The following is a 20352-nucleotide window of genomic DNA, read 5'->3' as shown; positions in this document are numbered from 1 at the left end:
CCCAATCGGTTCAAACATTCATATCAAATATGAAACCAAGAGGAAGAGTGACATGCGAGCATTGTTATTGGAACAGCAAGACGATCAAACCCTGGCGCAGGTCAAAGATATCGACAGTGCTCGGTTGCCAGAAGGCGATGTGACGGTCGACGTCAACTGGTCCAGCCTGAATTATAAGGATGCTCTGGCGATCACCGGCAAGGGCAAGATTATTCGCCACTTCCCGATGATACCCGGTATTGACTTTGCTGGCCGGGTGCATAGCAGTAAAGATCAACGATTTAAAGCAGGCCAGAGCGTGGTGCTCACCGGCTGGGGAGTCGGTGAAAACCACTGGGGCGGCTTGGCCGAACAGGCCCGAGTCTGCGGCGAATGGCTGGTCCCCTTGCCAGCAGGGTTGAATGAGCGTAAAGCGATGATCCTCGGCACTGCGGGTTTCACCGCTATGCTTTGCGTGATGGCGCTGGAAGAAGGTGGGGTAAAACCCGCAGACGGTGACATTCTGGTTACCGGTGCCAGCGGCGGCGTGGGCAGCACCGCCATCGCTCTGCTCGCGGCGTTGGGCTACAGCGTAACGGCAATCAGTGGCCGCGACAGTAATACTGGCTATTTGAAAGCGCTCGGGGCCAAAGAAGTATTACCGCGCAGCGATTATCTCGACACACCACGCCCGCTGGAAAAACAGCTGTGGGCCGGGGCAATTGATACGGTGGGCGACAAATTGCTGGCCCGCGTTCTGGCCCAGATGAACTACAACGGTACGGTTGCCGCCTGCGGTCTGGCGGGTGGCTATCAGTTACCCACCACGGTAATGCCTTTTATTCTGCGCAACGTGCGTTTACAGGGGATTGACTCGGTGCATACTCCCTTCCCGCGCCGTCAGGCGGCCTGGGAACGCCTGGCCAGCATTCTGCCAGACAGCTTCTATGAGCAAGCTACGCAGGAGATCTTGCTCGAAGAAGTGCCCGCCGCTGCCGCTGCGCTGATGAACAATCAAATCACCGGCCGTACGCTGGTGAAAGTCCGCTGAAAACAGTGTCGAACCTATTCCCTTTTTGGTGCTAAACCATCCAGGGGCTCTCTCTATCGTGGCCCCTTAAATTTTCGAATTCGACAATCTCCTTACACTGCCACATCAGCCAGGGACTGGATTGGAATATCTCTCCCAACCACCAGACATAACGGGCTCGTTGATACCACGAATTAACGACAGCGGTCAGGAACTGAAAAATTGTATTTTGAGGTTCCTTGTATATATATTTGGTAAAGCGTAATCTCTTTTCTTGACATCATTTTCAGCGCGCTCACATAACCGCCATAAAAATAGGGATATTAGTTTATATTTTATGAAAAAGATATTATTGACTTTATTTATGCCATTTTTTTTACTCAACGGATGTAATGACTCACAAATACTCTCCACTCCACCGGCAAGCAATGCGATTGTCTTAGGGATTGATCAACCCCAAGTTTATGGACCATTGTTATCAGGTAAGCGGGTGGGGTTAATGGTTAATCAAAGTTCCATTGATTCATCAGGGCAGCATGCGATTGAGAAATTAATAACGCTACAGGCTAAATATAACTTTACCGTCACCACGCTATTCTCGGTGGAGCATGGGTTACGAGGTAATGAAGAGGCTGGATTTGGCGATAAAGATTATATCGATCCCGCAACTGGCTTACAGGTCTGGTCGCTGTATGGCAATGATGCGAATGGCAAACGGTTGGCACACCCTTCCGAAGAGAAATTAGCTAACGTCGATGTGGTTATTTTTGATCTACAGGATGTCGGGGTGCGATTCTTCACCTATACCATCTCAATGCATTGGATGATGGAAAGTATTCAGGCTTATGGCAAAGAGTTTATGGTGTTTGATCGCCCCAATCCTAATGGGGACTCTATTTATGGCCCGTTACTGGAACAGGATAATGTCTCTAATATCGGTATCGCCCCGGTTCCTATGGTTCATGGTTTAACCTCCGGTGAATTCGCTCAGATGATTGCCGGTCAAGGGTGGCTAAAAGGAGTCGACAATGCCGATAATCGTTGGGATTTGTTTGGGCTGCCGGAATATCGTCTTCCTGCCGACCGGTTGCATGTGATTACCATGAGGAATTATACCCATGCCACTCCTTATTCATTGCCTAAACCTCCATCGCCTAATTTAAGAACCGACATGGCTATCCGTATGTATCCCTCATTGGCGCTGTTTGAATCCACCAGCGTGAATATGGGGCGCGGCTCTGACTATCCACATGAGCAAACGGGATATCCTGATAGCCAATTTTATATCAATGCTGAGTATCAAATTGAACCAGGGCTGACAGCATTTGGCTGGCCCCAGGGTGGGGAATATGTTTGGGGTCAGACCTATCGCCAAGAGGCAACAGGGATTTCCCCTCAACAGAGAACCCCATCAATTCGGCCATTTGTGCAATGGTGGTTCAACATGGAAAAATATGGCTACAAAACCGATGTGAGCTATGAGCAGGAAAGACAATATTTACAGAATGCGGATCGTTACTATGTGATACGCCCTGCATGGTTGGCAAAACTGGTGGGGAGCAAATCATTTCTGGAGGAGTTAAAAGCCGCCAGTGAGAATAATCTCACTGAAGAAGAGACTATCCAGAAAATAGAAACTGGCTGGCAATCAGGTTTACAGACTTATAAGGCTATGCGTCAGAAATATAGGCTATATCAAGATGAGCTTTAATTTTTGGTGATTGATCTTTAGTTTGCCATGCTCGCCGACCATGATAGGGGCTGCTTTAGCCCCTATACCCTAATAACTTGAGTTTCAGCAAGCGAAAAATCCAGCGCCCACCATGACTCATTCTGGATCACCGCAACAGCACTACTGGTACAGGGAGAGTGCGGATTGTCACAGGATTCAAGATATTTAGCGGCCGAAATAAATACTCTCCCCCTATCTCTCGCATTACGTTGGCTTTCACGCCATGCTTAGGCCGTCACCTGCGGAGAACAAATAATGGACAAACGACGAAAACTCACCGAAGCCGATGTCACGCCGGAGAGCGTGTTCTACCAGCGGCGCAAAGTGCTCCAGGCATTGGGCATCACCGCCGCCTCTCTGGCTTTACCCACCAATGCGCAAGCCGATTTGCTGTCATGGTTTAAAGGTAACGATCGGCCCAAAGCCCCGCCGGGCAAAGCGCTGGAATTCAGCAAACCGGAGATCTGGCAGGCTGACCTGCCGCTGACGCCAGAAGAAAAAGTCACCGGCTACAACAATTTCTATGAATTTGGGCTGGATAAAGCCGATCCGGCGGCTAACGCTGGCGATCTGAAAACCGCAGGCTGGAAGGTGAAGATCGACGGTGAGGTCGGCAAACCGATCACGCTGGATATCGACGATCTGATGAAGCGTTTCCCGCTCGAACAGCGTATTTATCGCATGCGCTGCGTAGAAGCCTGGTCGATGGTGGTGCCCTGGATCGGCTTTGAGCTGGGTAAGCTGCTTAAACTGGCGGAGCCTAACAGCAACGCGCGCTATGTGGCATTTCAAACGCTGTACGACCCTGAGCAGATGCCCGGCCAGAAAGATCGCTTTATCGGCGGCGGCCTGAAATACCCTTATGTGGAAGGATTGCGGCTCGACGAAGCCATGCATCCGCTGGCCCTGCTGACCGTGGGCGTGTATGGCAAAGCCTTGCCGCCGCAGAATGGAGCCCCATTGCGGCTGATCGCTCCGTGGAAATACGGCTTCAAGGGCATCAAATCAATCGTGCAGATCAGCCTGACCCGCGAACAGCCACCGACCACCTGGAATCTGTCGGCCCCCAATGAATACGGCTTTTACGCCAACGTGAACCCGCATGTCGATCATCCGCGCTGGTCGCAGGCTACCGAGCGTTTCATCGGCTCCGGCGGTATTCTGGACGTTCAGCGCCAGCCAACGCTGCTGTTCAATGGCTATGCCGATCAGGTGGCCTCGCTGTATCGCGGCCTGGATTTACGGGAGAACTTCTGAGTGCGCTTAACCCCAACGCATATCCGCTGGCTGAAGGTGGTGATCACTTTGGCGGCTTTTCTGCCGTTCCTGTGGCTGATCCTGGCGGTCGATCAGGGCTGGTTCAGCGCCGATCCGGCCAAAGATATCCAGCATTTTACCGGCAGAATGGCGCTGAAATTGCTGCTGGCGACCTTATGCGTCACGCCTCTTGCCCGTTATACGCGCCAGCCGATGCTGATCCGCTGCCGCCGTCTGCTGGGTTTGTGGTGTTTTGCCTGGGCTACTTTACATTTGATCAGCTATTCGACGCTGGAACTGGGGCTGAACCATATCAACCTGCTGGGGCGCGAACTGGTTACCCGCCCGTACCTGACGCTCGGTATCATCAGTTGGCTGCTGCTGTTGGCGCTAGCCGCCACTTCAACGCTTTGGGCACAGCGCAAGTTGGGAGCAAAATGGCAGAAGTTGCATAACTTCGTCTATCTGATCGTTATTCTGGTCCCAATTCACTATCTGTGGTCGGTAAAAACCTTTTCGCCGCAGCCCTTTATTTACGCTCTGCTGGCGCTGCTGTTACTGGTCCTGCGTTACAAGAAATTCCGTCGGGGTGGCCATCAATCCAGCCGGAACAGCGTCGATTGACGGCGAAAATCAGCGCTTTCGGCACGGAACTTTTCTGTGTTCTATCCCTCATAATCCGATAATGAGGTTATCTGTTTGTCAATTCAGGGTTGAATATCTTCGCTGATAAGACCAGTATTTAGCTGCGAATTGCTACGATATCGTTATAATGCCCGCCCTTGCACCTGCTGACAGCGTGAAATCGTCACCTGGCAGGTGACAAATCGGTGACATCGGGTTATTTTCTTCAATGATGGTTTTATTGCCGGAGATACCAGCACAATGGCGGATAAGTTTCACATTTTGCTCTTGAACGGCCCCAATCTGAATCTGCTGGGGACGCGTGAGCCGGAGAAGTACGGCAGCACGACGTTAACCGAGATTGTTAGCGGGTTGGAAAACCAGGCGTTCGCGCTGAATACTACCCTGAGCCATCTGCAATCCAACGCCGAACATGCGCTCATCGATCGCATTCATCAGGCACGCGGTAATACGGATTTTATTCTGATTAACCCTGCCGCGTTCACGCATACCAGCGTGGCGCTGCGCGATGCGCTGTTGGCGGTGCAGATCCCGTTTATCGAGATCCACCTGTCCAACGTGCATGCCCGCGAGCCTTTCCGTCATCACTCTTACCTCTCTGATATTGCGGTAGGCGTGATTTGCGGTCTCGGCGCGGATGGCTACACATTTGCTTTACAGGCAGCGGTTCGCCGTTTGTCAAAATCCAACTAAAAAAGAGTCGGAATCACACTCATGGATATTCGTAAAATCAAGAAACTGATCGAACTGGTTGAAGAATCAGGCATTTCTGAACTGGAAATCTCTGAAGGCGAAGAGTCAGTTCGCATCAGCCGTGCCGCACCGGTGCAGGCTTACCCGATGATGCAGCAGTACGCCATGCCAGCCCAGCAGCAACCCGCTCTGGCTACTGCCGTTGCCCCAACTGCCGCAGAAGCCCCAGCAGCACCCGCGGCCGTGAGTGGCCACATCGTTCGTTCCCCAATGGTCGGTACTTTCTACCGCACACCAAGCCCGGATGCGAAATCCTTCGTGGAAGTGGGCCAGAAAGTGAACGTTGGCGACACCCTGTGCATCGTTGAAGCAATGAAAATGATGAACCAAATCGAAGCCGATAAATCAGGCGTGGTGAAAGCCATTCTGGTAGAAAACGGCCAGCCGGTTGAATATGACGAGCCATTGGTCGTCATCGAATAACGAGGCGCATCATGCTTGATAAAATTGTTATCGCCAACCGTGGCGAGATTGCGCTTCGCATTCTGCGTGCCTGTAAAGAGCTGGGCATCAAGACCGTGGCCGTTCACTCTGCCGCCGATCGCGATCTGAAACACGTACTGTTGGCCGACGAGACCGTGTGTATCGGTCCTGCGCCTTCGGTTAAAAGCTATCTGAACATCCCGGCCATCATCTCTGCGGCAGAAATCACCGGCGCAGTGGCGATCCACCCCGGTTATGGCTTCCTGTCCGAGAACGCCGATTTCGCCGAGCAGGTTGAACGCTCCGGCTTTATCTTCATCGGCCCGCGCGCTGAAACCATCCGCCTGATGGGTGACAAGGTTTCGGCTATCAGCGCGATGAAAAAAGCCGGTGTGCCTTGCGTACCAGGCTCTGACGGCCCGCTGACCGACGACATGGATAAAAACCGTGCCTTCGCCAAGCGCATCGGTTATCCGGTGATCATCAAGGCTTCTGGCGGCGGCGGCGGCCGTGGCATGCGCGTTGTGCGCAGCGACAAAGATCTTGAGCAATCCATTTCCATGACCAAAGCGGAAGCCAAAGCGGCTTTCAACAACGACATGGTTTATATGGAAAAATACCTGGAAAACCCGCGCCACATCGAAATTCAGGTGTTGGCAGACGGCCAGGGCAATGCCATCTATCTGGCGGAGCGTGACTGCTCAATGCAGCGCCGCCACCAGAAAGTGGTTGAAGAAGCGCCAGCACCGGGGATCACCCCGGAACTGCGCCGTTACATCGGCGAGCGCTGCTCGAAAGCCTGTGTGGAGATCGGCTACCGCGGTGCCGGTACCTTTGAGTTCCTGTACGAAAACGGCGAGTTCTATTTCATTGAAATGAACACCCGTATTCAGGTAGAGCACCCGGTAACGGAAATGATCACCGGCGTGGATCTGATCAAAGAGCAGCTGCGTATCGCTGCCGGTCAGCCGCTGTCGATCAAACAGGACGAAGTGAAGATCCAGGGCCACGCGGTGGAATGCCGTATCAATGCCGAAGATCCAAACACCTTCCTGCCAAGCCCAGGCAAGATCACCCGCTTCCATGCGCCAGGTGGTTTTGGGGTGCGTTGGGAATCTCATATCTACGCCGGTTATACCGTACCGCCGTACTATGACTCCATGATCGGCAAACTGATCACTTACGGTGAAAACCGCGATGTGGCGATTGCCCGCATGAAGAACGCGCTGGCTGAACTGATCATCGATGGCATCAAAACCAACGTTGAGCTGCAACAAAAGATCATGAATGACGAAAACTTCCAGCACGGTGGCACCAACATCCACTATCTGGAGAAAAAGCTGGGTCTGCAAGAGACCTAAGCCCGCAGGTTGTAGATTATCTGACCAAGGCCGATGATTCATCGGCCTTTTTCTTTGTGGCGGCCGCCAACTTAACGCTGGGCAAATGCCGATCTTGTCGTAAAATCCCCTCCTTTGCCAATCCATCACCGTAAACCCCCTGGAGGCACGGATGGAACAACGCTTTGTTCAAGCTCATCGCGAGGCGCGCTGGGCGCTAGGTCTGACGCTGCTTTATCTGTTGGCATGGTCATTGGCGGCCTACCTGCCGGATAACACCACGGGCATCACCGGCCTGCCGCACTGGTTCGAAATGGCCTGCCTGTTGGTACCGCTGCTGTTTATCGGCCTGTGCTGGCTGATGGTGCGCAGCGTTTTCCGCGATATTCCCCTGGAGGATAGCGATGCAAATTGAAGTGATCTTGCCGCTGATTGCCTACCTGCTGCTGGTTTTCGGCCTGTCGCTCTATGCCTACAGCCGCCGCCAGACCGGCAACTTCCTCAGCGAATATTTCCTCGGCAACCGCTCAATGGGCGGCTTTGTGCTGGCCATGACGCTCACCGCCACCTATATCAGCGCCAGTTCGTTTATCGGCGGGCCGGGAGCCGCTTATAAATATGGCCTCGGCTGGGTGCTGCTGGCGATGATCCAACTGCCCGCCGTATGGCTTTCGCTCGGGGTGCTGGGCAAAAAATTCGCCATTCTAGCGCGCCGCTACAATGCCATTACCCTGAACGACATGCTGTTCGCCCGCTACCAAAGCCGCCTGTTGGTATGGCTGGCCAGTCTTAGCCTGTTGGTGGCCTTTCTAGGGGCCATGACGGTGCAATTTATCGGTGGGGCGCGCCTGTTGGAAACCGCAGCGGGCATCCCTTACGATACCGGCCTGCTGATTTTTGGCATCAGCATTGCACTGTACACCGCGTTCGGCGGGTTCCGCGCCAGCGTGCTCAACGACGCCATGCAAGGATTGGTAATGCTGCTGGGCACCGTGTTGCTGCTGGTGGCGGTGATCCATGCGGCGGGCGGCTTGCACAGCGCGGTGGATAAACTACAGCAGATCGATCCGGCGCTGGTGACACCGCAGGGCGGCGAGCAGATCCTCAGCCTGCCGTTTATGGCTTCGTTCTGGATCCTGGTGTGCTTCGGCGTGATCGGCCTGCCGCACACCGCCGTGCGCTGCATTTCCTACAAAGACAGCAAAGCGGTGCACCGTGGGATCATCCTCGGCACCATCGTGGTGGCAATTCTGATGTTCGGTATGCATCTGGCCGGAGCCTTGGGGCGTGCGGTGATCCCGGATCTGAAGATCCCCGATCAGGTGATCCCGACGCTGATGATCACCGTGCTACCACCTTACGCCGCCGGGATCTTCCTGGCAGCCCCCATGGCGGCGATCATGTCAACCATCAATGCCCAACTGCTGCAATCCTCCGCCACCATCATCAAAGATCTTTATCTGGGTGTGCGACCGCAGCAGATGGGCAACGAGAAGATGATCAAACGCTTCTCCAGCCTGACCACGCTGATCCTTGGGCTGCTGGTGTTGCTGGCCGCCTGGCGGCCGCCGGAAATGATTATCTGGCTGAACCTGCTGGCCTTCGGCGGCCTGGAAGCCGTGTTCCTGTGGCCGCTGGTACTGGGCCTGTACTGGGAGCGCGCCAACGCGCAGGGAGCGCTTAGCTCAATGGTCACAGGTGCGTTATGCTATACGCTATTGGCCAGTTTCAAGCTGCAACTGGCAGGGCTGCACCCGATTGTGCCTGCGCTGCTGCTCAGCCTGTCGGCGTTTTATATCGGTAACCTGTGCGGCGAAAAGCGTCGGCTGGCGTCATCCTTACCCTCTTGAAGAGAATTGTTATGCCTTGGATCCAACTAAAACTGAACACCACCGGCAAGCAGGCAGAAGACCTGAGCGATGCACTGGTTGAAAGCGGTGCCGTGTCGGTGACCTTTCAGGACACCCACGATAATCCGGTATTTGAACCTTTGCCGGGCGAAACCCTGCTGTGGGGCGATACCGATGTAATTGGCCTGTACGACGCCGAAACCGACATGGCTAACGTGGTCGCCATGCTGGAACAGCACCCGCTGCTGGGCACCGGTTTCCGCCACAAAATCGAGCAGTTGGAAGATAAAGACTGGGAACGTGAATGGATGGATAACTTCCACCCGATGCGTTTCGGCGAGCGGCTGTGGATCTGCCCAAGCTGGCGCGATGTGCCGGACCCGGATGCGGTTAATGTGATGCTCGATCCGGGCCTGGCGTTCGGCACTGGCACCCACCCCACCACGGCGCTGTGCCTGCAATGGCTCGATGGCCTGGATCTCGCGGGCAAAACCCTCATCGACTTTGGCTGTGGCTCCGGCATTCTGGCGATTGCCGCCCTGAAACTCGGTGCCGCACGCGCGATTGGCATTGATATCGATCCCCAAGCCATTCAGGCCAGCCGCGACAACGCGCAGCGTAACGGCGTTTCTGAGCGCTTGGAGCTGTATCTGCCAAAAGACCAACCGGCCGATCTGCTGGCCGACGTCGTGGTCGCCAACATTCTGGCAGGCCCGCTGCGTGAACTGGCTCCGCTCATCGGTTGCCTGCCAAAAGCCGGTGGCTATCTCGGCCTCTCCGGCGTTCTGGCCACGCAGGCCCAGAGCGTGGCTGACGCTTACGCGGATAAATTCGATCTCGACCCGGTTGCCGAACGCGAAGAATGGTGTCGCATTACCGGCCAACGTAAATAGTTACATTTTTCCTTACCGACAAAAACCACCAGAAATTTAATCACTTCCGGTGGTTTTGTTTATTTTCGTCTTAAATCCCTAGTTTATACTGATAAATCGCGAGCGTATTCTCCTGCGCGAGCGATGGCAACCCGTGCGTTGCACGCCAAGGGTTATTCACACTTTTGTTTTGAAAGGATTGAAAATGAAAAGAAAATTATTGCTGGCCGCCATGCTGGTGGCCAGTTTCTCAATCGGTGCAGCCGAACAACATCAGCATTGGAGTTATGAAGGTCAGGAAGATCCGGCACATTGGGGTAAACTCTCACCCGATTTCTCACTGTGTGAAACCGGCAAGAACCAGTCACCGGTCAATATCCAGGGTGCATTGAAGACCCATCACGGCAAGCTCGAACTGGCTTTCCAGCCGGGTAAGCAGCAAATCATCAATAACGGCCACACCATTCAGGTCAACGTCAGCGAAGGCAATACCCTGCGTTTGGATAACGATACCTTTACGTTGCAGCAGTTCCACTTCCACGCTCCGAGCGAAAACGAGATCGACGGCAAGCAGTTCCCGCTGGAAGCGCACTTCGTCTTTAAAGACAAAGACGGTGCTCTGGCAGTATCGGCGCTGATGTTCAAGGAAGGCAAAGCCAACCCGCAGCTGGCGCAGGCTTGGCAGCAGATGCCCGCTCAGGTTGATCAGACCGCAGTATTGACCAAGCCGGTGGATATCAAGGCGCTGTTGCCTAAAGAGTTCAACTTCTACCGCTTCAGTGGTTCACTGACCACGCCACCTTGCTCTGAAGGTGTTAGCTGGATGGTGCTGGATCAGCCTGTAAACGCTTCTGCCGAGCAGATCAGCCAATTCCGTTCAGTTGTCCACCATGCCAATAATCGTCCGGTACAGCCGCTGAATGGCCGCGTTATCGTTGATTGATGTCTAAGGCATGCTCACCGCTGCCCCCTCTGGGGAGGCGGTGGGCCGCTAAAACGATTCAATCACAGGTTTCCGACTGGAATTTTTAACGTATTGTCAAAGCATTACCCTGATAATTCTGCTGTACACCTGATGTTGCATGCTCAAATTCGTACTGTTTAAAGATAAAATCCTGTTGTGCCGGGAATATTTTATTGCACACAAATCAAGCATAAAACGTCAAGCCTTTGTTAAATAACTATAATATTTTCATAAATCGCTGTGAGCCGCGTTTTCATTGGTAAATAGCAGCAAATTGGTCAAAGTTTGGCCTTTCATCTCAGCGAAAAAATGCGTAATATACGCGCCCTTGCGGACACAGTATGGTCAGTCTTTGTCTATGCGCATTGGAAACCACCAGTTAACAAATTGCTTGATTGCGGCCCCGATGGCCGGGATCACCGATCGCCCGTTCAGAACCTTATGTCATGCAATGGGTGCTGGGATGGCTGTATCTGAAATGCTCTCCTCCAATCCGGAGGTGTGGCGCACGGATAAGTCACGTCTGCGTATGGTACATAGCGATGAACCAGGGATCCGTTCCGTGCAGATTGCCGGATGTGATCCTGATGATATGGCTGCCGCGGCGCGCATTAATGTGGCCAGCGGCGCACAGATCATCGATATCAATATGGGATGCCCGGCCAAGAAAGTGAACCGGAAGCTTGCAGGGTCTGCGCTGTTGCAGTACCCGGATCTGGTTAAACAGATCCTCCACGCGGTGGTTAACGCGGTGGATGTGCCGGTAACACTTAAGATTCGTACCGGCTGGGCACCAGAACACCGTAACTGTGTAGAGATTGCCCAACTGGCCGAAGACTGTGGTATACAGGCCCTGACGATTCATGGCCGAACCCGTGCCTGCCTGTTCAACGGCGACGCGGAGTACAACAGCATTCGGGCAGTTAAGCAGAGTGTTTCCATTCCGATTATCGCGAATGGCGACATTACTGACCCGCATAAAGCCAGAGCAGTGCTTGACTACACCGGGGCCGATGCCCTGATGATAGGCCGTGCTGCTCAGGGGAGACCCTGGATCTTCCGGGAAATCCAGCATTATCTGGACACAGGGGAGCTGCTGCCACCGATGCCACTGGGCGAAGTGAAGCGCTTGTTGATAGAGCATATTCGGGAATTGCACGGCTTTTACGGCCAAGGCAAGGGATTCCGGATTGCTCGTAAGCACGTATCCTGGTACCTACAGGAGCACGCCCCAAATGACCAGTTTCGGCGCACATTCAACGCCATAGAGGATGCCAGCGAACAGCTGGAGGCGTTGGAGGCATATTTCGAAAATCTAGCGTAAAAAAAGAGCTGACAGAACTATGTTCGAACAACGCGTAAATTCTGACGTACTGACCGTTTCAACCGTGAACTCACAGGATCAAGTAACTCAAAAGCCTCTGCGTGACTCGGTTAAGCAAGCACTGAAGAACTATTTTGCTCAACTGAATGGTCAGGATGTGAGTGACCTGTATGAGCTGGTATTGGCTGAAGTTGAACAGCCATTGTTGGACATGGTGATGCAATACACCCGTGGCAACCAGACCCGTGCAGCCCTGATGATGGGTATCAACCGCGGTACGCTGCGCAAGAAATTGAAAAAATACGGCATGAACTGATACTAATCAGTTAACGTATTGATAAAAGGCGCTTTTCCTCATTGAGGTAAGCGCCTTTTTCTTTGCTTGTGATACACCACGTGATACACAGACAAATGTCATCCTCTAAACAGCAGTAAACAGAAAGCAAGCCGTGCTTACCTACTCCATAAAAAATCGTGGGCATTTCCGCAAGAGAGAAAGTGCCCCGGCTCTCCTGGCGGGTTTATCAATTTTGCTCAATACGATCGGAAGAACTGGCCCAGTTAGCGGTAAGTGCGCTGGATCAGTTCAGAGATGCGTAGATATCGACATGAACTAAAAACGTGTCGAATTAAGTGATTTTTATCGACATATAAAGAGGACATGTTTATGGTATCAACATATGCGCTAGACGTGTCGAAATAAAGAGTTTTTATCGACACATTATTGAAATATGTCTATGGCACGCCATGAACCAAAAGCGTGTCAATAAAACAGGAGGACAAACCTATACAATGGGATCCTGAAAAACCTTTTAACCAACTCCCCCCCCCCTTCATACCCCGATATTGTATGCTACAATACCCGTTCCAAGAGCCCCTTCCGCTGGCAAGCAGCCGTTCTTTGAAACCTGATAGCAGTGCGAATTGCCCTTCGAATATAAATACTTTGCTAATGCTACAATTTGGCTAAACGATCACCATGACTGGTTGTCTGAACCTTGTACCGCTATCGAGTCGCTTCTTTATGCGTTACAGGTTTTCGTACCCAATCGCATAATGAGTTAATGATGAAGCCCCCGCAAAAATTCCAACGTGCTTTTCTGCACCCACGCTATTGGCTGACCTGGTTTGGCTTGGGTGTTCTATTCCTGCTGGTGCAACTCCCCTATCCGTTACTGCACAAGCTCGGTATGTGGATGGGCCGCACCTCGATGCGTTTCCTGAAGCGCCGCGTCACCATTGCTCGCCGTAATCTTGAACTGTGCTTCCCTGATATGGACGCAGAACAACGTGAGCGCCAGGTGGTCGGTAATTTCGAATCCCTCGGCATGGGCCTGATGGAAACCGGTATGGCCTGGTTCTGGCCCGACCAACGCGTCAAGCGCTGGTTTAGCGTTTCCGGCCTCGAACACCTGCAAGCGGCGCAGCAGAACAATCGCGGCGTGTTGGTCATTGGTGTGCATTTTATGTCGCTGGAACTCGGTGGCCGAGCGATGGGCCTGTGCCAGCCGATGATGGCGATGTACCGCCCACACAACAATAAAGCCATGGAATGGGCCCAGACCAAAGGCCGTATGCGCTCCAACAAGGCAATGCTGGATCGCAAAGACCTGCGTGGTATGGTGAATGCCCTGAAACGCGGCGAAGCCGTCTGGTTCGCGCCAGACCAGGATTACGGCCCGCGCGGCAGCGTATTTGCTCCACTGTTTGCGGTCGAGCAGGCCGCCACCACCAGCGGTACTTTTATGCTGATGCGCTTGGCCAAGCCAGCACTGCTGCCGGTAGTGCTGATTCGTCGCCCTGAGGGCCGTGGCTACGATCTGCTGATCCAACCCGCGCTGGAAGACTACCCCATCAGCGATGAAATTGCCGCCGCAACCTACATTAACAAAGTGGTGGAAAAAGAGATCATGCGCGCGCCAGAGCAGTATCTGTGGCTGCACCGCCGTTTCAAGACCCGCCCGGCAGGCTCACCTTCGCTGTATTGAGCATCACATTCTGGGGTGCAGCCAACTGTGCCCCAATCTATTCTCCCTCTCAGGCATTTTGTGCTCCCCGTCGAAAAACCCACTGAACAGATTTTAACTTTGCTGTAACCTCCTTTTTTACCCGCACAGGAAAAGGAAATGATGAAAACTCAGGTTCGTCTTGCTCTGGTCGGTGATTACAAACCAGCCGCTGTCTCCCACCAAGCTATCCCCGTCGCTCTGCAACTTACTGCCTCACACCTCAATATCGATCTTCAGTTCCAGTGGCTTGCCACAGAAACCCTTACCGAAACCTCGGTATTACAGGGTTATGATGCAATCTGGGTGGTTCCCGGTAGCCCCTATCACTCTGATGATGGCGCTTTTATGGCCATCCGCTACGCGCGTGAACAGAACGTGCCGTTTCTGGGATCTTGCGGCGGCTTTCAGTACGCGATTGTGGAATATGCCCGCAATGTGATGGGCTGGCACGATGCCGGACATGCGGAAACCGATCAAGGTGGCCGGTTGGTGATCGCCCCGCTAAGCTGTTCGCTGGTTGAACAAACCGGCACCATCCTGTTCCAGCCGGAAACGCTGATCGCCCGCGCCTATGGCAAACTGGAAACGTACGAAGGCTACCACTGTAACTTTGGCGTAAACCCTGAGTTTGTTGCGGACTTGGAGCAGCACCCGCTGATCGTCAGCGGCCATGACACCGAAGGGGATGTGCGTTCGATAGAACTGCCGGGGCACCGTTTTTATGCCGCTACGCTGTTCCAGTCGGAACGCGCGGCGCTGCGTGGCGAACTGTCACCGCTGGTGGTGGCCCTGATCCAGGCCGCGCGCTGAGCCCATGCAGGGGCAGAACTGCCGCAACAAAATTAAGCAAACAGCCTGTTACGCCAAGGAATTCACCTCAAAATCGCCTGCTATACTTCGGCTAAAGGTTGCAGAAAGCACCTAGAAATACGCTGGCTGTCTCTTCCCTGCCTGTTACCAGCCAATGGAAGAGACAGCCTGACGTCAGCGTTCCCATTCTTATGCCTGATGGAAAATATATGCAGTGGAAATCCGTCCAGAATCTGACTCCCGGCTTGATGAATCTGCTCGCTTATGAGCGTAGTTGGCTGAAACCTGATATTCGCGCTGGCCTGTCCGTCGCGGCGGTGGCGTTGCCGGTGGCGATTGCCTACGCCGAATTGGCCGGTGTGAGCGCGATCGTCGGGCTTTATTCCTGCATTCTGCCGATGATCGCCTACGCCATCTTTGGATCGTCACGGCAACTGATCGTCGGCCCTGATGCGGCAACCTGCGCGGTGATTGCCGCCGTGGTCACGCCGCTGGCCGCTGGCAACACCGAACTTCACTGGCAGTTAACCATCGTGATGACCCTGATGATGGGCACATGGTGTCTGATCGCCAGCCGTTTCAGGCTGGGAGCGATTGCGGATCTGCTGTCTCGCCCGATATTGAATGGGTTGCTGAACGGCGTTGCCCTGACGATTATCGTCAACCAGATCAGCAAAGTGTTTGGCTATACATCGCCTTCCAGTGAGCTGATTGAGCGCATTCTGGCGCTGCCGGAAAACCTGCTCAACAGCCACTTGCCCACCGTAGGTATCTCGCTGCTGACGCTGTTGATCCTGCTTGGTGTGCATTATGCCCGGCCTAATTGGCCAGCACCGCTGTTCGCCGTGGTGTTGACGACGGCATTGACCTGGGCGACGAATTTACCGCGCTTTGGCATCGAAACGGTATCGGGCTATACCGGTGGCGGTTTGCCCATGGTGTCATGGCCTGATTTTAAACCAGGGCTGCTGCGCGATCTGGTGATCCCCGCGTTAAACCTGGCGGTAGTCAGTTTTGTCAGCATGATGCTCACCACACGCAGCTTTGCGGCCAAAAATGGCTACGAGGTGGATGCCGACAGTGAGTTTCGTGCGCTGGGGTTGGTCAATATCGTCTCTGGGCTTTCGCAGGGGTTTGCTATCAGCGGGGCCAATTCCCGTACCGCGGTTAACGATGCCAACGGCGGCAAAAGCCAGTTGGTTTCAGTGATTGCCGCGCTGGCGATCGCTCTGGTGGTGCTGTTCTTCAGCGAGCCGCTGCAATTTATTCCTATACCGGTGCTGGGCGTGGTGCTGATTTACGCGTCCTGGTCGTTACTGGACATGCGCAGTATTTTCCGGCTGCGCAAGCGCAATCGTTCCGCATTCAATCTGGCGCTGTTTACTTTTCTGAGCGTTCTGCTGGTGGGGATCATTCCCGGCATCGGGCTGGCGGTTCTGCTGGGCCTGCTGCAATTTCTACAAACGGTGTTCCGGCCTACCGAACAACTGCTCGGGGTAAATGATGACGGAATGATCCATTCGATTGCTGATGGTAACGGCATTAAGCCGGTCGACGGGGTGATTATGTATCGCTTTAACTCACCGTTGACCTATTTTAATGTGGCCTATTTTAAGCGGCGGATCACCAATCTGGTGGATAGCAGCTCTGCAAAACCGCGCTGGGTGGTGATTGACGCGGTGGCCAGCTTCACCCATGCGGATATCAGCGTGCTCGCAGCGATCAACGAATTGAAGCAGGAGCTTAAACTGCGTGGTATCAGCCTGGTACTCGCGGGCAGACGTACCGAGTTGACTCGCTGGTTTCGTCTGCATCGCGCTGGCAGTGATGAGCGCGATCTGATCCTGGTTCCCGACCTGTATCTGGCATTGAGGCTGATTCAAAGTAAAGAATTCAAGGCTGAAGGAATGCGAGATGCCGAAGCACTGCTGAAAGTTTAGCTACATAAAGGGCCGCGCGCGGCCCTTCCAACCCGCTCTAACCTTCCCGCTCTACCAGCAAGGCTTCGAGCAAATCGAGATCGTGCAGCAACTTTTGCAGCGTCTCATTACTGATTTTCTGCGTGGCGCGCAGGTGATAAAGCTCACCCCGTTCGGCCCGCAATGCGGTCAGGCGGAAACGTCGCTCCAGGTTTTCCAGCGCCAGCGCATTCTCGATATCATCTTTATTGGCAATGCGCCGCCGCAGCGCACCAATCACCCGCGAGCTGACCTCTTTCAGAATCTGTGGATCGAAGTTTTCTTCGGTGTCAGCGGCCAAGCGCTCTTCCATCTTGTTGATACTTTCGATCGCCACTTCCGCCACGATGGCAATGGCCATACGCTCCTCATCTTTGCTGACGCTTTTGTCAGCCATCTGCACACCACGCAGCAGCAATGGCAACACCAGCACACCGATAATCAACGACAGCAGAATCACGCCAGTGGCAATAAACACCAGTTGATAACGGGCAGGGAAAGCAGTGCCGTCGCTGAGTAACAGAGGGATAGAAAGCACACCCGCCAGCGTGATCGCCCCGCGAACCCCGGCAAATGACGCCACCCACAGATCACGCGTGCTGTAGTCACCAAATTGCAGCGGGCGTTTTTTCATAAAGCGTTTGCTGGCGTTTTTCATCAACCACAGCCAGGTGAAACGCAGCATCAGTAGCGCAGCGTAGATAATCGCCACGTCGGTAAACAGATACCAGGTCTCAATGGTGGGATCCAACTCAGCCTGCAAAATGGAGGTTTCTATAATACCCGGCAGTTGCAGCCCCAACATGATGAACACCGTGCCGTTGAACACAAATTCCAACATTGCCCAAACGCTGTTAGCTCGCAGGCGCATCGCCAGCGGAGCATTACGGATCACGCCAGACTGGCTGATGGTCATCCCGGCCGCCACCGCCGCCAAAATGCCGGAAACACCGATATGTTCGGCGATCAGATAAGAAGCGAACGGCAACAACAGCAGGAAGACGATCTGCGTTGCCGGATCATCACCGCTCCAGCGGCTCATCACCCGCAGTGATTTACTGTAAACCCAGGTCACCGCCACCCCGGCCAACAGGCCACCGATAGCCACCTTCAAAAACTCCATGGTGGCACCGCCCACGGTAAACACCATGGTGCCCATGGCTACCGCGATGGCAAACTTCAGCGATACCAGACCGGAAGCGTCGTTCATCAGCGCTTCACCTTCCAGCACGCCCATGATCGACTTCGGGATCCGCCCTTTGCCGACAATCCCCCCCAACGCCACCGCATCGGTTGGCGACAATACCGCCGCCAGCGCAAACGCCGCCACCAGCGGGATCCCTGGCACCATCAGGTAAATGAGATAACCCACCCCGACCACGGTAATCAGCACCAGAACCAGCGCTAATCCGAGGATTTCGCGCCCATGATGCAAAAACTCACGCAGAGGGGTTTTCCAGCCATCAGCAAACAGCAATGGCGGGATAAACAGCACCAGAAACAGTTCAGGATCAAAATCAACATGCAGGCCGAAATGCGGCCAGGCCAGCAAAGCCCCGATGAGGATCTGCATTAACGGCAGTGGCACCTGGAACGGCAACATACGCGTCACCACCCCAGAAAGGGAAACCACCAGGACCAAAATGAGGATTGTAAAAAAGATTTCCATGCTTTCCCTAGACTCTATGGTTTAGAACAGTGCCAAGATATGCCGAATAATAGATCACTTTTTTCGCCGTAGGAAAAGCTTGTTATGCCTTTTAAAACAATGCGCAGGAAGAAGGAGACTTATCTGAAGAGGAATGCCCTCTCACGCAAGAGAGGGCATATAAATGATTAAATAGCCCAGCCACCGGCATAAAACGCCACCAGCGCGACAGCAATCAACACGGTCCCGAGGTTCAGCCTGCGCCACTCGCCCGAGAAGATGCGGCCAATCACCAGGGAGCTGAAGCCCAGCATAATGCCGGTCACAATGTTACAGGTCAGCACGATAAACACCGCACACAACAAGCCCGCCATCGCATCAACAAAATCGTCGAAATCCAGCTTGCTGACGTTGCTGAGCATCAGCAAACCCACGTACATCAATGCAGGTGCGGTAGCATACACCGGCACCAGATAAGACAACGGTGACAGGAACAGGATCAGCAGGAACAGGATCCCGACCACGGTGGCCGTCAGGCCGGTTTTACCGCCTGCCGCCGTACCGGCCGCAGATTCGATATACACCGCCGCAGGAGCCGCCCCAACCAGCCCAGAGAAAATGCTGCTCAGGGAATCTGACGTCAGCGCCTTGCCACCATTAATAATCTGGCCGTCTTTATCCAACAGGTTGGCCTGCCCGGCCACCGCACGGATGGTACCTGTGGCATCGAACACCGCAGTCATCACCAACGCCAATACACTCGGCAACACCACAGGCTGCAAAGCCCCCATGATATCCAGGCTGAAAATCAGGGATTTGCCGTCAGCATCCGCCAGGCTAGGCATGGCGAACAACCCTTGATACTTCACCGCCGGGTCAAAAATCAGGCCGATCACGGAAATGGCGATAATCACCAGCAGAATGCCACCCGGCACGCGCAACTTTTCCAAACCGAAAATCACGGCCAGCCCCAGCAGCGTCATCACCACCGGGAAGGAAGTGAACGCCCCCAGCGCCACCGGCAGGCCATCCAGCGGGTTCTTCACCACCAGACCGACACCGTTGGCGGCGATCAACAGCAGGAACAGGCCGATACCAATCCCGGTGCCGTGCGCAACGCCCATCGGCAGATTACGCAAGATCCAGGAACGAATACCGGTCACGGAGATAATGGTGAACAGTATCCCCATCAGGAATACCGCACCTAACGCCACAGGAATACTGATGTGCTGGCCCAACACCAGGCTAAAAGCGGTAAAGGCCGTCAGGGAAATCGCACAGCCAATCGCCATCGGCAGGTTGGCCCACAACCCCATCAGCAGAGAACCCAAACCCGCCACCAGGCAAGTGGCCACAAACACGGCGGTCGGCGGGAAGCCTGCTTTGCCCAACATGCTGGGCACCACGATCACCGAATAGACCATCGCCAGGAAAGTGGTTAAACCCGCCACCACTTCCTGCCGCACGTTGGTGCCTCGTTCTGAAAGTTTAAAATATGCATCAAGCCCGCCTTTAGGTTTCGCGGCGTTGTTCGCTTGAGAATTCGACATGTTGCTATCCCCTGTGTTTCATTGACATCTGGTATAAATATGGCTGGTTATTCCACTCATGCATGGCCATTACGAAACCGTTTCCGTCACGTTCGCTGCTATACCCTTCTTGAACGCCACAAAAGACGCCGTGTAAAAAAGCAAACGTTTAACTCTTATTGCATGAAGTGGGTGATTTATGGCGGTTTTTGCCCAACAGATCCCAAGT

18 protein-coding genes are annotated in these 20352 nt (G+C 53.9%); 16 read left to right on the top strand and 2 right to left on the bottom strand.

Going from position 1 to position 20352, the window contains the following annotated elements; translation table 11 throughout:
* Positions 1-52 precede the first annotated feature (52 nt).
* The 16 genes from acuI (at position 53) to ACX9GT_RS02365 (ending at position 16928) form a co-directional block, all read left to right on the top strand.
* The gene (acuI, locus tag ACX9GT_RS02440; RefSeq protein ID WP_473189658.1) at positions 53-1030 is read left to right on the top strand and encodes an acrylyl-CoA reductase (NADPH); all 978 of its coding nucleotides are present in this window, start codon (positions 53-55) and stop codon (positions 1028-1030) included.
* Positions 1031-1346: 316 nt separating this feature from the next.
* A complete protein-coding gene (locus ACX9GT_RS02435) occupies positions 1347-2720 on the top strand; it encodes an exo-beta-N-acetylmuramidase NamZ family protein (protein WP_473189657.1) in 1374 nt (457 codons plus the stop codon).
* Between the two features lie 276 nt (positions 2721-2996).
* Positions 2997-3998: a protein-methionine-sulfoxide reductase catalytic subunit MsrP gene (gene msrP, locus ACX9GT_RS02430; protein WP_473189656.1), complete on the top strand. Its 1002-nt coding sequence runs from the start codon at positions 2997-2999 to the stop codon at positions 3996-3998.
* Positions 3999-4622 (top strand): protein-methionine-sulfoxide reductase heme-binding subunit MsrQ, encoded by a 624-nt coding sequence (msrQ, locus tag ACX9GT_RS02425; protein ID WP_473189655.1) that lies wholly within the window; start codon positions 3999-4001, stop codon positions 4620-4622. It begins immediately after the preceding gene.
* Positions 4623-4883: 261 nt separating this feature from the next.
* Positions 4884-5336: a type II 3-dehydroquinate dehydratase gene (gene aroQ, locus ACX9GT_RS02420; protein WP_473189654.1), complete on the top strand. Its 453-nt coding sequence runs from the start codon at positions 4884-4886 to the stop codon at positions 5334-5336.
* Between the two features lie 21 nt (positions 5337-5357).
* Positions 5358-5819: an acetyl-CoA carboxylase biotin carboxyl carrier protein gene (gene accB, locus ACX9GT_RS02415; RefSeq protein ID WP_473189653.1), complete on the top strand. Its 462-nt coding sequence runs from the start codon at positions 5358-5360 to the stop codon at positions 5817-5819.
* An 11-nt stretch (positions 5820-5830) separates the two neighbouring features.
* Positions 5831-7180 carry an acetyl-CoA carboxylase biotin carboxylase subunit gene (gene accC / locus ACX9GT_RS02410; RefSeq protein WP_473189652.1) on the top strand — a complete coding sequence of 450 codons (1350 nt, stop codon included), beginning with the start codon at positions 5831-5833 and terminating at the stop codon, positions 7178-7180.
* A 151-nt stretch (positions 7181-7331) separates the two neighbouring features.
* On the top strand, positions 7332-7574 hold the full coding sequence (locus tag ACX9GT_RS02405) for a YhdT family protein (RefSeq protein ID WP_473189651.1): 243 nt from the start codon (positions 7332-7334) through the stop codon (positions 7572-7574).
* Complete coding sequence (gene panF / locus ACX9GT_RS02400; RefSeq protein WP_473189650.1) at positions 7564-9009, top strand: sodium/pantothenate symporter; 1446 nt, start codon at positions 7564-7566, stop codon at positions 9007-9009. The genes ACX9GT_RS02405 and panF overlap by 11 nt, the downstream gene beginning before the upstream one ends.
* An 11-nt stretch (positions 9010-9020) precedes the next feature.
* Positions 9021-9902, top strand: coding sequence for a 50S ribosomal protein L11 methyltransferase (gene prmA / locus ACX9GT_RS02395; RefSeq protein ID WP_473189649.1), 882 nt, complete (start codon positions 9021-9023; stop codon positions 9900-9902).
* Between the two features lie 184 nt (positions 9903-10086).
* On the top strand, positions 10087-10824 hold the full coding sequence (locus ACX9GT_RS02390; protein WP_473189648.1) for a carbonic anhydrase: 738 nt from the start codon (positions 10087-10089) through the stop codon (positions 10822-10824).
* 379 nt (positions 10825-11203) lie between these two features.
* Positions 11204-12169, top strand: coding sequence for a tRNA dihydrouridine synthase DusB (gene dusB / locus ACX9GT_RS02385; RefSeq protein WP_473189647.1), 966 nt, complete (start codon positions 11204-11206; stop codon positions 12167-12169).
* A gap of 19 nt (positions 12170-12188) precedes the next feature.
* Positions 12189-12485, top strand: a complete 297-nt coding sequence (fis, locus tag ACX9GT_RS02380; RefSeq protein ID WP_003855228.1) for a DNA-binding transcriptional regulator Fis — start codon at positions 12189-12191, stop codon at positions 12483-12485.
* A 751-nt stretch (positions 12486-13236) separates the two neighbouring features.
* Entirely contained in the window at positions 13237-14157 is a 921-nt protein-coding gene (gene lpxP / locus ACX9GT_RS02375) for a kdo(2)-lipid IV(A) palmitoleoyltransferase (protein ID WP_473191486.1), read from the top strand.
* A 138-nt stretch (positions 14158-14295) separates the two neighbouring features.
* A complete protein-coding gene (locus tag ACX9GT_RS02370) occupies positions 14296-14988 on the top strand; it encodes a CTP synthase C-terminal region-related (seleno)protein (protein WP_473189646.1) in 693 nt (230 codons plus the stop codon).
* 209 nt (positions 14989-15197) lie between these two features.
* Entirely contained in the window at positions 15198-16928 is a 1731-nt protein-coding gene (locus tag ACX9GT_RS02365) for a SulP family inorganic anion transporter (protein WP_473189645.1), read from the top strand.
* A gap of 37 nt (positions 16929-16965) precedes the next feature.
* Here ACX9GT_RS02365 and ACX9GT_RS02360 read toward each other — a convergent pair whose 3' ends face one another.
* Both ACX9GT_RS02360 and ACX9GT_RS02355 read right to left on the bottom strand, forming a co-directional pair.
* Entirely contained in the window at positions 16966-18615 is a 1650-nt protein-coding gene (locus ACX9GT_RS02360; protein ID WP_473189644.1) for a Na+/H+ antiporter, read from the bottom strand.
* A 167-nt stretch (positions 18616-18782) separates the two neighbouring features.
* A complete protein-coding gene (locus ACX9GT_RS02355) occupies positions 18783-20144 on the bottom strand; it encodes an NCS2 family permease (protein ID WP_473189643.1) in 1362 nt (453 codons plus the stop codon).
* Between the last annotated feature and the right edge of the window lie 208 nt (positions 20145-20352).

This window comes from Serratia sp. YWN4 (genome assembly GCF_055790845.1).
The sequence above is the reverse complement of the archived record's forward strand: the minus strand, read 5'-3'. Positions and strand labels throughout refer to the sequence as shown.

Coding starts and splice junctions, on each gene's coding strand:
- acuI (WP_473189658.1), top strand. CDS start 53: ATGCGAGCATTGTTATTGGAACAGCAAGACGATCAAACCCTGGCGCAG.
- ACX9GT_RS02435 (WP_473189657.1), top strand. CDS start 1,347: ATGAAAAAGATATTATTGACTTTATTTATGCCATTTTTTTTACTCAAC.
- msrP (WP_473189656.1), top strand. CDS start 2,997: ATGGACAAACGACGAAAACTCACCGAAGCCGATGTCACGCCGGAGAGC.
- aroQ (WP_473189654.1), top strand. CDS start 4,884: ATGGCGGATAAGTTTCACATTTTGCTCTTGAACGGCCCCAATCTGAAT.
- accB (WP_473189653.1), top strand. CDS start 5,358: ATGGATATTCGTAAAATCAAGAAACTGATCGAACTGGTTGAAGAATCA.
- accC (WP_473189652.1), top strand. CDS start 5,831: ATGCTTGATAAAATTGTTATCGCCAACCGTGGCGAGATTGCGCTTCGC.
- ACX9GT_RS02405 (WP_473189651.1), top strand. CDS start 7,332: ATGGAACAACGCTTTGTTCAAGCTCATCGCGAGGCGCGCTGGGCGCTA.
- panF (WP_473189650.1), top strand. CDS start 7,564: ATGCAAATTGAAGTGATCTTGCCGCTGATTGCCTACCTGCTGCTGGTT.
- prmA (WP_473189649.1), top strand. CDS start 9,021: ATGCCTTGGATCCAACTAAAACTGAACACCACCGGCAAGCAGGCAGAA.
- ACX9GT_RS02390 (WP_473189648.1), top strand. CDS start 10,087: ATGAAAAGAAAATTATTGCTGGCCGCCATGCTGGTGGCCAGTTTCTCA.
- dusB (WP_473189647.1), top strand. CDS start 11,204: ATGCGCATTGGAAACCACCAGTTAACAAATTGCTTGATTGCGGCCCCG.
- fis (WP_003855228.1), top strand. CDS start 12,189: ATGTTCGAACAACGCGTAAATTCTGACGTACTGACCGTTTCAACCGTG.
- lpxP (WP_473191486.1), top strand. CDS start 13,237: ATGAAGCCCCCGCAAAAATTCCAACGTGCTTTTCTGCACCCACGCTAT.
- ACX9GT_RS02370 (WP_473189646.1), top strand. CDS start 14,296: ATGATGAAAACTCAGGTTCGTCTTGCTCTGGTCGGTGATTACAAACCA.
- ACX9GT_RS02365 (WP_473189645.1), top strand. CDS start 15,198: ATGCAGTGGAAATCCGTCCAGAATCTGACTCCCGGCTTGATGAATCTG.
- ACX9GT_RS02360 (WP_473189644.1), bottom strand. CDS start 18,615: ATGGAAATCTTTTTTACAATCCTCATTTTGGTCCTGGTGGTTTCCCTT.
- ACX9GT_RS02355 (WP_473189643.1), bottom strand. CDS start 20,144: ATGTCGAATTCTCAAGCGAACAACGCCGCGAAACCTAAAGGCGGGCTT.